8 protein-coding genes and 1 pseudogene are annotated in these 15,730 nt (G+C 70.3%); 5 read left to right on the forward strand and 4 right to left on the reverse strand.

Features of this window, described 5'->3' with window-relative positions:
* The first annotated feature begins 387 nt into the window (after positions 1 to 387).
* From E4N62_RS33465 to E4N62_RS33485, 5 genes are all read left to right on the forward strand, one after another.
* Entirely contained in the window at positions 388 to 1,773 is a 1,386-nt protein-coding gene (locus tag E4N62_RS33465; protein ID WP_230220482.1) for a cation:dicarboxylate symporter family transporter, read from the forward strand.
* Positions 1,774 to 2,064: 291 nt separating this feature from the next.
* Positions 2,065 to 2,499: a MerR family transcriptional regulator gene (locus tag E4N62_RS33470; RefSeq protein WP_230220484.1), complete on the forward strand. Its 435-nt coding sequence runs from the start codon at positions 2,065 to 2,067 to the stop codon at positions 2,497 to 2,499.
* Entirely contained in the window at positions 2,496 to 2,828 is a 333-nt protein-coding gene (locus E4N62_RS33475; protein WP_230220487.1) for a co-chaperone YbbN, read from the forward strand. The genes E4N62_RS33470 and E4N62_RS33475 overlap by 4 nt, the downstream gene beginning before the upstream one ends.
* A 188-nt stretch (positions 2,829 to 3,016) precedes the next feature.
* Complete coding sequence (locus tag E4N62_RS33480) at positions 3,017 to 5,266, forward strand: UvrD-helicase domain-containing protein (RefSeq protein WP_230220489.1); 2,250 nt, start codon at positions 3,017 to 3,019, stop codon at positions 5,264 to 5,266.
* 143 nt (positions 5,267 to 5,409) lie between these two features.
* Positions 5,410 to 6,723, forward strand: coding sequence for a cytochrome P450 (locus E4N62_RS33485; RefSeq protein ID WP_230220491.1), 1,314 nt, complete (start codon positions 5,410 to 5,412; stop codon positions 6,721 to 6,723).
* Positions 6,724 to 7,069: 346 nt separating this feature from the next.
* On the opposite strand, the gene glgB is transcribed toward E4N62_RS33485, so the two are convergent.
* From glgB to E4N62_RS33505, 4 genes and pseudogenes are all read right to left on the reverse strand, one after another.
* On the reverse strand, positions 7,070 to 10,195 hold the full coding sequence (gene glgB, locus E4N62_RS33490; protein WP_230220493.1) for a 1,4-alpha-glucan branching enzyme: 3,126 nt from the start codon (positions 10,193 to 10,195) through the stop codon (positions 7,070 to 7,072).
* Positions 10,196 to 10,223: 28 nt separating this feature from the next.
* On the reverse strand, positions 10,224 to 11,711 hold the full coding sequence (locus E4N62_RS33495; protein WP_230220495.1) for a phosphotransferase: 1,488 nt from the start codon (positions 11,709 to 11,711) through the stop codon (positions 10,224 to 10,226).
* Positions 11,712 to 11,805: 94 nt separating this feature from the next.
* Complete coding sequence (gene treS, locus E4N62_RS33500) at positions 11,806 to 13,506, reverse strand: maltose alpha-D-glucosyltransferase (protein ID WP_230220497.1); 1,701 nt, start codon at positions 13,504 to 13,506, stop codon at positions 11,806 to 11,808.
* Positions 13,503 to 15,639: pseudogene (locus E4N62_RS33505) on the reverse strand (alpha-1,4-glucan--maltose-1-phosphate maltosyltransferase). The gene treS and the pseudogene E4N62_RS33505 overlap by 4 nt, the downstream one beginning before the upstream one ends.
* Positions 15,640 to 15,730 lie beyond the last annotated feature (91 nt).

The raw sequence follows: 15,730 nt of genomic DNA on the forward strand, positions 1-15,730 counted from the left end.
CCCGAGCCGCCGGGAGCCCGTCTCCCACCACCGGGAGGCATCTCTCCCACCGGGAGCCCGTCTCCCCGCCCCGGGAGCCCCCAGCTCCCACCGCCGGAGGCCCTCCAGCCTCCGGCCCCGGAAGCCAGCCGGCTTCCACCGCCGGGAGCGGCGGGCTCTCCCACCCCATGGGAGCCCCGCTCCCACCGCCGGAAGTCCCCAGCTGCCGGCTCCGGGAGCCCGCCGGCTCCCGACACCGGGAGCCGGTCTCCCACCGGGAGCCCCAGGGGCTCCCACCCGGGAACCCGCCGGTTCCCACCCCTTGGGAGACCGTCTCCCGAATTCCCCCGGACGTGAGCCGCACGCCGGAACAGCGAGCCGACGACGTCGTCGACGAGGAGGGCAGCCGTGGCCAGCACCACTCATACGGCACCTACCGCTCCCGCCAAGCGGGACCGCACGCACTACCTGTACATCGCCGTGATCGTGGCTGTGACCCTCGGCATCGCCGTGGGTCTCATCGCCCCCGACTTCGCCGTCGAGCTGAAGCCCATCGGCACCGGCTTCGTGAACCTGATCAAGATGATGATCTCGCCGATCATCTTCTGCACGATCGTGCTGGGCATCGGCTCCGTACGGAAGGCCGCGAAGGTCGGCGCCGTCGGCGGTATCGCCCTGGTCTACTTCCTGATCATGTCGCTGGTGGCCCTGGCCATCGGTCTGGTCGTCGGCAACATCGTCGAGCCCGGCACGGGTCTCGCGGTCACCGACGCGATCAAGGAGACCGGTCAGGCGCAGGTCTCGGCCGAGGCGAAGGACACCACCGAGTTCCTGCTCGGCATCATCCCGACCACGATCGTCTCCGCGTTCACCGGCGGCGAGGTCCTGCAGACCCTGCTGGTCGCCCTGCTCGCGGGCTTCGCGCTCCAGGCCATGGGCGACGCCGGCCAGCCGATCCTGCGCGGTATCGAGCACATCCAGCGCCTCGTCTTCCGCATCCTCGCCATGGTGATGTGGGCCGCCCCGATCGGCGCGTTCGGTGCCATCGCGGCCGTGACCGGGTCCGCCGGCCTCGACGCCCTCAAGAGCCTCGCCGTGCTGATGATCGGCTTCTACGTCACCTGCTTCCTCTTCGTCTTCATCGTCCTCGGCGCGCTGCTGAAGATCGTCGCGGGGCTGAACATCTTCACGTTCTTCAAGTACCTGGGCCGTGAGTTCCTGCTGATCCTGTCCACCTCCTCCTCCGAGTCCGCGCTGCCGCGCCTCATCGCGAAGATGGAGCACCTGGGTGTCAGCAAGCCCGTCGTCGGCATCACCGTCCCGACCGGCTACTCCTTCAACCTCGACGGCACCATGATCTACATGACCATGGCGTCCCTGTTCATCGCCGACGCCATGGGTACGCCGATGGCGGTCGGCGAGCAGATCGCGCTGCTGCTCTTCCTGCTGGTCGCCTCCAAGGGCGCGGCGGGTGTCACCGGTGCCGGTCTCGCCACCCTCGCGGGCGGCCTCCAGTCCCACAAGCCGGCCCTGGTGGACGGTATCGGCCTCATCGTCGGCATCGACCGCTTCATGAGCGAGGCCCGCGCGCTGACGAACTTCGCGGGCAACGCGGTCGCCACGGTCCTCATCGGTACCTGGACCAAGGAGATCGACAAGGAGCGGGTGAACGAGGTCCTCGCCGGGCACGCGCCGTTCGACGAGGCGACGCTGCTGGACGACGGCCACGGGGCGGCTGCGCCGGCCTCCGCCGCGGCCGAGCCGGAGGGTGAGAAAGAGCTCGCCAAGGCGTGAGCGCTCCGCTGGGGCGCAGGATCAAGCGCCGGGGGGACTGCGGGTCGTCTTTCGGCCGCCGGTCGAGCGTGGCTGGTCGCGCAGTTCCCCGCGCCCCTGACGGGGCCCAGGGCTCCCAACACTCCGTACGGCCGGGTCCTCCCCCGTAGATCCGGCCGTACGGCCCACAACCGAATAGCCCCAGAACCCCGAGTGGCCAGGTCCTCCCCCTGTAGACCTGGCCACTCGGCCTTTGTCGTGCTGGGCGCGCGGTCTTGCCTTGACGTCGGCGTCAAGGAATACCGTCCTCGTATGCGCATCGGGGAGCTGGCGGAGCGGGCCGGGACGACGACACGGGCGTTGCGGTACTACGAGGCGCGGGGGCTGTTGCCCGCGCGGCGGGCCGGGAACGGGTACCGGACGTACGACGAGGCGGATCTGAAGCTGTTGCGGCAGATCCGGACCTTGCAGGACTTCGGGTTCGACCTGGAGGAGACGCGGCCGTTCGTGGAGTGTCTGAGGGCGGGGCACCCGGAGGGCGACTCGTGCCCGGCGTCGCTGGCGGTGTATCGGCGGAAGCTGGACGAACTCGACGCGCTGATCGGTGAGTTGGCGGCGGTGCGGGCGTCGGTCGGTGAGCAGTTGGCGCGGGCCGAGCGGCTGCGGGAGCGGCTGGCGGCCGAGGCGGAGGTTCCGGGGGGTCCGGAGCCGGGGTGCGAACTCGGAGCGGGAGGCGGGGCGCTGTGATCAGGGCGGCGGGTGTCGCGGAAGTGACGGACGCGGACTTCGAGGCGGAGGTGATCGGGGCGGAGCTGCCGGTGCTGGTGGAGTTCACGGCCGACTGGTGTCCGTCGTGCCGGCAGATGGGGCCTGTGTTGAGCGCGCTCGCGGCGGACGAGGGGGACCGGCTGAAAGTGGTGCAGCTGGACGTGGACACCAATCCGGAGACCACCCGGGCGTACAAGGTGCTGTCGATGCCGACGTTCCTGGTGTTCAAGGGCGGTGAGCCGCTGAAGGCCATGGTCGGCGCGCGGCCGAAGCGTCGGCTGCTGGCGGAACTGGACGACGTGCTCTGACATCGGTAGGAGAAGAAAACCCCCGAGCGTAATTGCGCTCGGGGGTTTTTCTTGCGTATATTTAATGGTTCGCGACTTCGGCGGAATCTTCGGAGAAATGGAGTCGCAAAGAAGTTCAGTGAGCACAGTATATCCGGGCGGGAGTGGAATTGTCAAACACCGGCTTTTCGCATGATTCACACGATGAATTGCGGCGCGAGCAGGAATTCATCGACGGGCTGTACGCCCGCGTGGACGCCCTGCGCGGTGAGACCGAGGGCTCCGTCACGGACGCGCTCGCTCAGGGCAACACGCCCATGCAGGCCCGGCTGGAGCGGGACATCCTGGTCGCCGAGCGCTCGGGGCTGCTGGCCGCGCTGAACGCCGTCGACGGGTCGCTCTGCTTCGGTCGGCTCGACCTCGCCGACGGGGCCGTCCACCACATCGGCCGCATCGGGCTGCGCGAGGACGACACCGAGCGCACCCCGATCCTGATCGACTGGCGCGCCGACGTCGCCCGCCCTTTCTACCTCGCCACCGGCCACACCCCGATGGGGCTGCGCCGCCGCCGGCACCTCACCACCGAGGGCCGCCGGGTCACCGCCCTGCACGACGAGATCCTCGACCTCGGCGACGCGACCCGTACCGGGTACGAGGACCCGACCGGCGACGCCGTCCTGCTGGCCGCCCTCAACTCCGCCCGCACGGGCCGCATGGGCGACATCGTGCAGACCATCCAGGCCGAGCAGGACCGCATCATCCGCGCCCCGCACCAGGGGGTGATGGTCGTGGAGGGCGGCCCCGGCACCGGCAAGACCGCCGTCGCCCTGCACCGCGCCGCGTACCTCCTCTACGAGCAGCGCGAACTGCTCGCCAAACGCGCGGTCCTCGTCGTCGGACCCAACCCGGCCTTCCTCGGCTACATCGGCGAGGTGCTGCCGTCGCTGGGCGAGACCGGTGTGCTGCTGTCCACGGTCGGCGAGCTGTTCCCCGGCGTACGGGCCACCGCCACCGACACCCCGGAGGCCGCCCGGGTGAAGGGGAGCGCCGCCATGGCCGACGTCCTCGCGGCCGTCGTACGGGACCGGCAGGCACTGCCCGACCCGGTGCTCGCCATCGAGCACGACCGGGAGATCCTCATGCTCGACGACGACCTCGCACGGGTCGCCCGCGAGCGCACCCGCGAGGCGAAGCTCCCGCACAACGTGGCCCGCGAGCACTTCGAGGGCTACATCCTCAACACCCTCACCGAGATGGTCGCCGAACGCATCGGCACCGACCCCTACGACGGCTCCAACCTCCTCGACGCCAGTGACATCACCCAGATCCGCGACGAGTTGGCCGAGAACCCCGAGGTCTGGCGAGCCATCGACCAGCTGTGGCCCCGGATCACCCCGCGCCGACTGATCGCCGACTTCCTCGCCGAGCCGGACGCGTATCTGGAGAAGGAGGACGCCGACGCCGTACGCCGTCCCGTCACGCGCGCGTGGACCGTCGCCGACGTGCCGCTGCTCGACGAGGCGGCCGAGTTGCTGGGCGAGGACGACCGCCTGGCCCGCGCCCGTGCCGAGCGCGAGCGGGAGACCCAGATCGCCTACGCGCAGGGCGTGCTGGAGGTGTCCTACGCCTCCCGGACGTACGAGTTCGAGGACCGGGAGGGCATTGATCCCGACGGCGACGGTTCGGAGGTGCTGTCCGCCCACGACATCATCGACGCCGAACGGTTCGCCGAGCGGCACGAGGAGGACGACCACCGCAGCGCCGCCGAGCGGGCGGCGGCCGACCGGACCTGGGCGTTCGGGCACATCATCGTCGACGAGGCGCAGGAACTGTCGCCGATGGCCTGGCGGCTGCTGATGCGCCGTTCGCCGACCCGCTCCATGACCCTGGTCGGCGACCCCGCCCAGACGGCCGAGGCCGCGGGCGTCGGCTCCTGGGCCGACATCCTCGCCCCGTACGTCCAGGACCGCTTCGAGCACACCCGGCTCGGCGTCAACTACCGCACCCCCGCCGAGATCATGGCGGTCGCGGCCGGTGTCGTCCGCGCCGAGCGGCCGGACTTCGAACCACCGAGCTCCGTACGGTCCACCGGCGTACGGCCCTGGGCGCGCCGCGCGGCGACGGGCGAACTGTCCGCCGAGGTGGCCAAGGCGGTCGCCGAACTCACGCCCGCCGAGGGGCGCCTCGCCGTGATCGCGCCGCGTGAGCTGCACCGGACCCTGGCGGCCCGGCTTGACGACGTGACGGCGGGCGCGGAGCCCGACCTGACCCGGACCGTCGTCCTCCTCGATCCCCGGCAGGCCAAGGGCCTGGAGTTCGACTCCGTCCTCGTCGTCGAACCCGGGAGGTTCGGCACCAGCGATCTGTACGTGGCGCTGACACGGGCGACGCAGGCGCTCGGTGTCGTGCACGCGGAACAACTGCCGAAGGCGCTGGAGGAGTTGCCGACCTTGGCTTGAAGTGGGCGGGGGTGTCGGCTGCCGGGTACCGGGCAGGCGGGACCCCCGCCACCGTCACCACAGGTGCATCGGGGATCACCAAGCCGTAACAGTTGGCGGCATCGTCACTGCTCGTACACGGTTCATGCGGTATGCGTGTCGGCATGGAAACACATCCGTTCGCGGCAGCTCCGGCCGGTGGCCCCGGCCTGGAATCGCTGGCCGTGGAGCCGTTGCTGACCTCGGAGTTCGACCGGGATCCGGGCAGTGTCTACGAGCGACTGCGGAGCACGTACGGCCCCGTGGCACCGGTGGGGCTGATGGGAGTGCCGGCGTGGCTGGTTCTCGACTACCGCGAGGTGCTGGAGGTCCTGCGCAACGAGAGCGTGTGGCGGCGCGACGTACGCCACTGGCGGGCGCGGGCGGAGGGACGGCTGCCGCAGGACTGGCCGCTGCTCGCCGGGTACGAGGTCCGGCAGACCATGTTCTTCGACGACGAGGAGCACCGGCACGCACGGCTGAGCTACCACTCGGCCATGCGGCCCTTCCAGGACGGGCACTCGCCCGAGGGCTGGGAGCTGCGGGCGGCCGTCGCGCGCTACGCCGACGAACTGATCGCCGTGCTCGCCGCCGAGTCCGGGACCACCGGGTTCGCCGACCTCGCGGCGCAGTACACCCGGCCGTTGCTCCTCATGGTGACGACCAAACTCTTCGGGTGCCCCGTCGAACTCGGCGACGAGATGGTCATGGACCTGTGGCGGATGCTGGACGGCGGACCGGACGCGGGGCCGGCGACCGGGCGGGCGCTGGGGGCGATGACACGGCTGGCCGCGCACCGGCGGTCCCGTCCCGGGGAGGACCTGACCTCCTACATGCTGCTGTCCGACCCGTCGCTCAGCGACGAGCAGCTCGGCCGTGAGCTGTTCATGAACGCGGTCTATCTCAACGACATCGCCGGGAACATGGTCTGCAACACGCTGCTGGAGGTGCTGCGGGGGAACGCGACCGTGCGGCGGAGCCTGTCCAACGGGCAGCTCGGGGAGACCGTGAACCGGGCCGCGCTGGTGAACCCGCCGACCGCCAATCTGTGCTTCCGGTTCGCGGCGCGTGATGTGCGGCTGGGGAACTTCCTGATCCGGGCCGGGGACATCGCGTCCCCGTCCGTCGCCGCCGCGCACCGGGATCTGCTGAACGTCGGCTCCTCGCACCTCGTCGACTCGGCCGTCAGTACGCGGGCGCATCTGGCGTGGGGGGCCGGGCCTCATCAGTGTCCCAGTGCCGCGCGGGAGTTGGCGGGGACGATCGTCACGACCGCGGTGGGGAGGATCTTCGAGCACTTCGGGCGGGCGGAGCTCACGCTGCCGCCGGATCAGTTGCCGTGGCGGTCGGGGCCTGTGGTGCGGGGGTTGAAGTTGTTGCCGGTGCGTTATGAGTTGGCGGCGCACAGTTCGGTGCGGGGATGGGGAGCGGCGGGGTGATGTGCCGGTGGCGCCGGCGCGGTGGAGGCTGTTGTCGAGCCGGGGCTGGATCGGGGTGGGAGCGGGGGTTGTTGGGGGCGTTGCGGCGGATGATGCCGGGTGGGAGGAGAGGCGGCTGACATCCGTCAGGCATGGGTCTCGCCCCGCCGCCCCTACCGTCCCATCCCCAGGGGCTGCGCCCCTTGACCCCAGGGTGCGTTCTTCGGGTGCGGGTGGGTGCGCAGTTCCCCGCGCCCCCGAAAAAAGGGGGCTGCGCCCCTGCTTTTTCGGCCCGAAAGGGCCGTAGGCCCTTAAGGGGCGCGAGGAACTGCGCGACCAGCCCCCACCGGACCGACACCTAAGAAGGTCAGGCCGGGCGGAGCCAGAGCGTGGTCAAGGGGGGGAGCGTGACCCGGATGCTCGCGGGCCGGCCGTGCCACGCCTGGGGCTCCGGCTTCACCGGGTCCGACGCCGTCACATCCGTCCCGCCGTACACACCCGCGTCCGTGTTGAGGAGTTCGCGCCACGCCGAGACGTCGTCCGGCACCCCGAGGCGGTAGTCCTCGCGCACCACCGGCGAGAAGTTGGACACCGCCAGCAACGGACTCCCGTCCTCGGCGAACCGCAGGAACGCGAGGACGTTGTCGTCCGCCGAGTCCCCCGTGATCCAGGAGAAGCCCGCCGGCCGGGTGTCCTGCTCCCAGAGCGCGGGGGTGCGCCGGTACACGGCGTTGAGATCACGGACGAGATCCCGTACCCCCCGGTGGTCCGCCTCCGCGCCGTACGCGGGATCGAGCAGCCACCAGTCCGGCCCGTGCGCCTCCGACCACTCCGCCCCTTGGGCGAACTCCTGCCCCATGAAGAGGAGTTGCTTGCCGGGGTGGGCCCACATGAAGCCCAGGTACGCGCGGTGGTTGGCGCGCTGCTGCCACCAGTCGCCCGGCATCTTCGACACCAGTGAGCCCTTGCCGTGCACGACCTCGTCGTGCGAGATGGGCAGGACGTAGTTCTCGCTGTACGCATACACCATCGAGAAGGTCATCTCGTGGTGGTGATGCTTGCGGTGGATCGGGTCCTTGGCCATGTAGCCCAGGGAGTCGTGCATCCAGCCCATGTTCCACTTCAGGCCGAAGCCGAGCCCTCCGAAGCCGCCCGGACCCGTGTGGTGGGTGGCACGCGTGACCCCGTCCCAGGCCGTGGACTCCTCGGCGATCGTCACGGCACCGGGCACCCGCCGGTACACGGTCGCGTTCATCTCCTGGAGGAAGGCGACCGCGTCCAGGTTCTCCCGGCCGCCGTGCTCGTTCGGCGTCCACTGACCCGGCTCGCGCGAGTAGTCCAGGTACAGCATCGACGCGACGGCATCCACCCGCAGGCCGTCGATGTGGTACTCCTCGCACCAGTGGACGGCGTTCGCCACCAGGAAGTTGCGCACCTCGCGGCGCCCGTAGTCGAACTCCAGCGTCCCCCAGTCGGGGTGCGCCGCCCGCGCCGGGTCCCCGTGTTCGTACAGCGGACGTCCGTCGAACTCCGCCAACGCCCAGTCGTCGCGCGGGAAATGGGCCGGCACCCAGTCCATCAGCACTCCGATGCCGGCCCGGTGCAGTGCGTCGACCAGGTACTTGAAGTCGTCCGGGGTGCCGAGACGGGCCGTCGGGGCGTAGAAACCGGTGACCTGGTAGCCCCAGGAACCGCCGAAGGGATGCTCGGCGACCGGCAGCAGTTCGACGTGCGTGAAGCCGAGGTCGGAGACGTACGCAGGGAGCTGTTCGGCCAGTTGCCGGTACGTCAGTCCGGGACGCCAGGACGGCAGATGGACCTCGTAGACCGAGAACGGCGCCTCGTGCGCGGGCGTCTCGGCACGCTTCGCCAGCCACTCCTCGTCGCCCCACTCGTAGTGCGAGGCGTACACGACGGACGACGTGGCGGGCGGGACCTCCGTCCGGCGGGCCATCGGGTCGGCCCTGAGCGTCCGGGAACCGTCCGGCCGGGTGATCTCGAACTTGTACAGCTCACCCTCGCCGATCCCGGGCACGAACAGCTCCCACACGCCCGAGGAGCCGAGCGAACGCATGGGGAAGCCCGAGCCGTCCCAGAAGTTGAAGGTGCCGGCCACGCGTACGCCGCGCGCGTTCGGAGCCCACACGGTGAAGCGGGTGCCGGTGACGCCCTGGTGGGTCATCGGCTCGGCGCCGAGCGCCCGCCACAACTGCTCGTGCCGGCCCTCACCGATGAGATACAGGTCCAGTTCACCGATCGCGGGCAGGAAACGGTACGCGTCCTCGGTCTCCTGCTCCGTGCCCTCGTACGACACGAGCAGCCGGTACGCCTCCGGGACCTCCCGCAGCGGCAGCAGCGCCGAGAAGAAGCCGCCCCCGTCGTCGTGCAGCTCCGCCCGCAACGACCCCACGACCACGTACACGCCGAGGGCGTACGGCCGGAACGCCCGGAACACCACACCACCGGGCGCGGGATGGGCTCCGAGCACGGCGTGCGGCTCATGGTGCGTACCGGCCAGCAACCGCTCCCGGTCACCGCCGTCCATCGCGGGGGAGAAGGCGGGCCGGGCGAGGGGGGACCCGGGGACCTCGCCGCCGACCGGCGCGGCAACCGTGGCTCCGTCGGCTTCGTCGAGCACCGGCTCGGCCGTGGCCTGCCTGGGGACCAGCGGATCGGCACCGCCCGGCTCGGAGATGGCCTGGTGGGGGACGGTCGCCCCGGGGGGCGTGGCCGACGCGGCCAGCACCGACACGGCGGCGGACGGCTCGACCCCGGCCGACTCGGGAGCGGCGGCCACGGCCTTCCTCGTGCCCGCCGTCTTCGCGACCGCCTTCTTGGCGGTGGTCTTCCTCGCGGCGGTCTTCTTGGTGGCGGTCTTCTTGGCTACGGCCTTCTCGGCGACGCTTTCGGCGGCCACGGCTCCTGCGTCGACATCACCGGCGGTGGCGGCGCCAACGGTGGTGGTGGCTTTGCCGGCAGTGGTGGTCTTGGCGGTGGTCTTCTTCCCGACCGCCTTCTTCGCCACGGCCTTCTTCGCCGGCGCCTTCTTCGTCACCGCCTGCTTCGCCGGCGCCTTCTTGGCGGCGGAGGTCGTGGTGGCGGCGGCCTCCGCGGACGTGACCGTGTCCTCCGCCGTCTTCCTCGTCGCCGTCTTCTTCGCCGGCGCCTTCTTCGTCACCGCCTGCTTCGCCGGCGCCTTCTTGGCGGCGGAGGTCGTGGTGGCGGCGGCCTCCGCGGACGTGACCGTGTCCTCCGCCGTCTTCCTCGTCGCCGTCTTCTTCGCCGGCGCCTTCTTGGCCGTCGTCTTCTTGGCCGTCGTCTTCTTGGCCGTCGTCTTCTTGGCGACGGTCTTCGCCGCCGCTGCCGTCTTCTTCGCGGCCGTCTTCGTCGTCGTGGCCGTCTTCTTCGCGACGGTCTTCTTCACCGGGGCCGGTACCTCGGCCCCGGCGGCGGGGGGCTGCGTGCTGTCGTCGGACGGCGGGCGGGGAGTCACAGGGACGGTCTCCTCGGGAGGGGTGGTGTCAGGGGGTGGTGTCGGTGCAGGGGTCCGTGGCCAGGCGGCGGACCGCGGCCAGGGGTACCGGGAGCCAGTCGGGACGGTGGCGGGCCTCGTAGAGGACCTCGTACACGGCCTTGTCGGTCTCGTACGCGCGCAGCAGCACGGGATCGGTCCGCGGATCGACCCCGGCGACATCCGCGTACCCGGAGCAGTACGCGGCCCGGCAGGCGGTCGCCCAGTCGGCGGCCGGGGGCTGCAGGGAGTGCGCGGCGTAGTCGAAGGAGCGGAGCATGCCGGCGATGTCGCGGGCGACGGGCTGTGGCATCCGCCGCTCGGCCAGCGGCTTCGACGGCTCGCCCTCGAAATCTATGAGCGACCACTCCCCGGACGGCGCACGCAGACACTGCCCGAGGTGCAGGTCGCCGTGGATGCGCTGCGCCGTCCACGTGCGCCCCTCGGCGGCCAGGTCGGCCAGCGCCGAGAAGGCCGTGCGCAGACCGGGCGCGTACGGCCGCAGTGCGGGGACGGCCTGCGCGGCGGCCTCCAGGCGCTCGGTCATTCCCTCGACCAGCGCCTCCAGTTGGGCCCGGCCCAGGGTGACCGTGGGCAGGGCGCTCGTCAGCGCGGTGTGCACCTCTGCGGTGGCCCGCCCGAGCGCCCGCGCCTCGGCGGTGAAGTCCTCGCCCTTGGACAGCATGCTCAGCGCCAGTTCCCAGCCGTCCGCCGCCCCGTGCAGGAACGGTTGCAGGACGCCCAGGACGTGAGGGCCGTCGGGATCGCCGGAGCGGCCCAGGTCCGCCACCATCCAGGCCACCGGCGCCGGTACCCGCAGGCAGCCCTCCTGGGAGAGGGCCAGCGGCAGTTCGAGGTCGGGGTTGTCCCCGGGCACGACCCGGCGGAACAGCTTCAGGATGAACGTATCGCCGTAGACGAGCGAGGAATTGGACTGCTCGGCGGTGGCCAGACGCGGCACCAGGCCCTCGGGGATGTCATGGCGCGTGTCCCGTCCGCAGCGCAGCTCACCGACGCGGGCCTGGGTGCGCAGCGCCTCCAGGAGGACATCGGTGAGACGGGGGTCGTGCAGTGCCTCGTACACCGTCCGCCCGGACAGCGGCCCCTCCGCCACATGTCCGATCAGTGCGGGCGCCAGCCGGGGAGGCAGTGTCTCGCGTACGCCGAGCAGCAGTTGGTAGCAGTCGCCGGGGTGCGTCGCGGCTCCCTGGGACGGCACCAGCGGCTGATGCGCGCGGACGAGGAGATGCAGCAGCCCCGTCTTGGACCCGCCGGACCCATGGGGCCCGCCTGCCGCGGGGGAGCCCACCGGCAGCAGTTCCGTCGCCGCCACCAGGCTGAACCCGGTGACCGGTCGCCCTTTCCCCGCGAACCAGCGCTGCCGCGGCAGCCACTCGCGCAGCAGGGGGTCCAGCGAGGTGAGCAGCCCGGCTGTCGGTTCTGTGGGAGGCGGTGGCGCAGGACTTGTCGCGGTGGAGTGCGAAGCGGCTTCCGACATGGAATCGCGTCCTTTCCCCGGGGGCGGGGGTGTTCCTGTCTGCGTGCCCCGGGCGGGCCGGGGGAAACCGGCCCGCCCGGGGTTCCGGTCGGGTCTACACGGCGTCCTTCCGAAGGCGGAACCAGTAGAAGCCGTGGCCCGCGAGGGTGAGGAGGTAGGGCAGTTCACCGATGGCGGGGAAACGGACTCCGCCGATGAGTTCGACGGGATGGCGTCCTTCGTAGGTGCGCAGATCGAGCTCGGTGGGCTGGGCGAAGCGTGAGAAGTTGTTCACGCACAGCACCAGGTCGTCCTTGTACTCGCGGAGGTAGGCGAGCACGGACGGGTTGGAGGAGGGCAGTTCGGTGTAGGTGCCCAGGCCGAACGCCGGGTTCTGCTTGCGGATCTCGATCATCCGGCGGGTCCAGTGCAGCAGCGACGACGGCGAGGACATGGACGCCTCGACGTTGGTGACCTGGTAGCCGTAGACCGGGTCCATGATCGTCGGCAGTGACAGCCGCCCCGGATCGCAGGAGGAGAAGCCGGCGTTGCGGTCGGGGGTCCACTGCATGGGGGTGCGGACGGCGTCGCGGTCGCCGAGCCAGATGTTGTCGCCCATGCCGATCTCGTCGCCGTAGTAGAGGATCGGGGAGCCGGGCAGGGAGAGCAGCAGGGCGGTGAAGAGTTCGATCTGGTTGCGGTCGTTGTCCAGGAGGGGGGCCAGGCGGCGGCGGATGCCGATGTTGGCGCGCATGCGCGGGTCCTTGGCGTACTCCGCGTACATGTAGTCGCGTTCCTCGTCGGTGACCATTTCGAGGGTGAGCTCGTCGTGGTTGCGCAGGAAGATGCCCCATTGGCAGTTGGAGGGGATGGCGGGGGTCTTGGCGAGGATTTCCGAGACCGGGTAGCGCGATTCCCGTCGTACGGCCATGAAGATGCGGGGCATGACGGGGAAGTGGAACGCCATGTGGCATTCGTCGCCGCCGCTGGCGAAGTCACCGAAGTAGTCGACGACGTCCTCGGGCCACTGGTTCGCCTCCGCGAGAATGACCGTGTCGGGGTAGTGCGCGTCGATCTCCTTCCGCACCCGCTTGAGGAAGTCGTGGGTTGCGGGAAGGTTTTCGCAGTTGGTGCCTTCCTGCTGGTACAGGTACGGCACCGCGTCCAGCCGGAACCCGTCGATGCCCAGGTCCAGCCAGAACCTCAGAGCCGAGATCATCTCCTCCTGTACGGCCGGGTTCTCGTAGTTGAGATCGGGCTGGTGGGAGAAGAAGCGGTGCCAGAAGTACTGTTTGCGGACGGGGTCGAAGGTCCAGTTGGAGGCTTCGGTGTCGACGAAGATGATGCGGGCGCCGGGGAACTGTTTGTCGTCGTCGGCCCAGACGTAGTAGTCGCCGTAGGGTCCGTCGGGGTCTTTTCTCGATTCCTGGAACCACGGGTGCTGGTCGCTGGTGTGGTTCATGACGAAGTCGATGATGACGCGCATGCCGCGTTGGTGGGCGGCGTCGACGAATTCCACGAAGTCGGCGAGGTCGCCGAACTCGGGGAGGACGGCGGTGTAGTCGGAGACGTCGTAACCGCCGTCGCGCAGGGGTGACTTGAAGAACGGCGGGAGCCAGATGCAGTCGATGCCGAGCCACTGCAGGTAGTCGAGTTTGGCGGTCAGGCCCTTGAGGTCGCCGATGCCGTCGCCGTTGCTGTCCTGGAAGGAACGGACGAGGACCTCGTAGAAGACGGCGCGTTTGAACCAGTCCGGGTCCCGGTCCTTCTGCGGCGTGTCCTCGAAGGTGTCCGGAACGGGCTCGTTGACGATCATTGTGTGGGTGACCCCCCGATCTGCGGGTTGGACGGTCGCAGGACGGTCAGTACGTGGGCGGGCGAGCGGCCCGGTTCCAGACGTACGTAGTTGTTCCTGCCCCAGGTGTAGACCTCGCCGGTGAGCTCGTCGCGCACCAGCACGGACTCATGCCAGTCCAGGCCGAGTCGCGGCATGTCCAACGAGACCGTGGCCTCCTGGGTGTGGTGGGGGTCGAGGTTGACCACCACCAGAACCGTGTTCGAGCCCGCCCGCTTCGAGTAGACGATCACCGCTTCCTGGTCGGCGTGGTGGAAGTGCAGATCCCGCAACTGACGCAGCGCCGGACTCCGCCGCCTGATCTCGTTGAGCTTGCCGAGCAGTGGGGCGATGGTGCGTCCGTCGCGTTCGGCGGCGTCCCAGTCGCGGGGGCGGAGTTGGTACTTCTCGGAGTCGAGGTATTCCTCGCTGCCGGGTTTGAGGGGGGTGTTCTCGCAGAGTTCGTAGCCGGAGTAGACGCCCCAGGTGGGGGAGAGGGTGGCGGCGAGGACGGCGCGGAGTTCGAAGGCGGGGCGGCCGCCTTCCTGGAGGAAGGCGTGGAGGATGTCGGGGGTGTTGACGAAGAAGTTGGGCCGCATGTAGGCGGCTGCCTCGCCGGCGAGTTCGGTGGCGTAGTCGGTGAGTTCCTGCTTGGTGTTGCGCCAGGTGAAGTAGGTGTAGGACTGCTGGAAGCCGGTGGCGGCCAGGGTGTGCATCATCGCGGGGCGGGTGAAGGCCTCGGCCAGGAAGATGACGTCCGGATCGGTGGCGTTGATCCGGGCGATGACCTGTTCCCAGAAGACGACCGGTTTGGTGTGGGGGTTGTCGACGCGGAAGATGCGTACCCCGTGGTCCATCCAGTGGCGCAGGATCCGGACGGTCTCGGTGATCAGGCCGGGCATGTCGGCGTCGAAGGCGATGGGGTAGATGTCCTGGTACTTCTTGGGCGGGTTCTCGGCGTAGGCGATGGTGCCGTCGGGGCGGTGGTTGAACCACTCGGGGTGTTTGTGGACCCAGGGGTGGTCGGGGGAGCACTGCAGGGCGAAGTCCAGGGCCACTTCCATGCCCAGGGCCCGTGCTTCGGCGACGAAGAAGTCGAAGTCCTCGATCGTGCCCAGATCCGGGTGGACGGCGTCGTGGCCGCCTTCGGGGGAGCCGATGGCCCAGGGCACGCCGACGTCGTCGGGGGTGGGGGAGAGGGTGTTGTTGCGGCCTTTGCGGAAGGTGGTGCCGATGGGGTGGATGGGTGGGAGGTAGACGACGTCGAAGCCCATGGCGGCGATGGCGGGCAGGCGCCGTGCGGCGATGCGGAAGGTTCCGTGGGGCTGCTCGGGGGTGCCCTCGGAACGGGGGAAGAACTCGTACCAGGAGCCGAACAGGGCCCGTTCGCGTTCCACCAGCAGGGGCAGCGGTTCGGAGGAGGTGACCAGTTCCCGCAGGGGATGCCGGGCCAGGACCTCGTCCACCTCAGGCGCCAACGCCGCAGCCAGCCGGGCCGAGACGGGACGGGCGGTGTCGCGGAGCGCGTCCACGGCGGCGAGGAGGGTGCCCCGACCGCTCTTGCCCTCGGGAACCTGGTCGGCGGCGCGTTCGTGCAGACGCGCGCCCTCCTCCAGCACCAACTCGGTGTCGATGCCGGCCGGGACCTTGATGCGGGCGTGATGGCGCCAGGTGGCGACCGGGTCGCCCCAGCCCTCCACGGCGTAGGACCAGAGGCCCTCGCTCGGTACGGAGACGGTGGCGCCCCAGCGGTCGGTGCCGGGGGCCAGTTCGCGCATCGGGGTCCACCCGGCCGGGCGGCCCTCCGGGTCCCGGAGCACGACATTGGCGGCGACCGCGTCGTGGCCCTCCCGGATGACGACGGCCGAGACCTCGAAGGCCTCGCCCACGACGGCCTTCGCCGGTCGGCGGCCGTGGTGGACGGTCGGCCGCACATCGAGGACCGGTATCCGGCCGACGGTGGGAGCGCCCAAAGTCTCCGGGGGTGTTGGAGGCACCGAGGAGGGCGCGGGCGGGCCGGTGCGCGCCCGGAGTGGGGCGTGCGGCGGTGCTGTCGGGTGGGGCGGGGGTGGTACTGGTCGTCGGGGGTGCTGACGAGTGGTGCGTGGCGGGCATGACCGCTCCTGTCCGCGTCAACGTGGGTGGGCGGATGAGGGTGTGGGGAGGTGGGGCCAGCGGGACGTACCGGTGGAGCCTTCCCACACAG

This window comes from Streptomyces sp. MNU76 (genome assembly GCF_020982545.1).
Taxonomy (GTDB): domain Bacteria; phylum Actinomycetota; class Actinomycetes; order Streptomycetales; family Streptomycetaceae; genus Streptomyces.

What these genes read in the sequence shown, in the direction of transcription:
- E4N62_RS33495 (WP_230220495.1), bottom strand. Translation starts at nt 11,711, where the DNA reads ATGTCGGAAGCCGCTTCGCACTCCACCGCGACAAGTCCTGCGCCACCG.
- E4N62_RS33470 (WP_230220484.1), top strand. Translation starts at nt 2,065, where the DNA reads ATGCGCATCGGGGAGCTGGCGGAGCGGGCCGGGACGACGACACGGGCG.
- E4N62_RS33485 (WP_230220491.1), top strand. Translation starts at nt 5,410, where the DNA reads ATGGAAACACATCCGTTCGCGGCAGCTCCGGCCGGTGGCCCCGGCCTG.
- treS (WP_230220497.1), bottom strand. Translation starts at nt 13,506, where the DNA reads ATGATCGTCAACGAGCCCGTTCCGGACACCTTCGAGGACACGCCGCAG.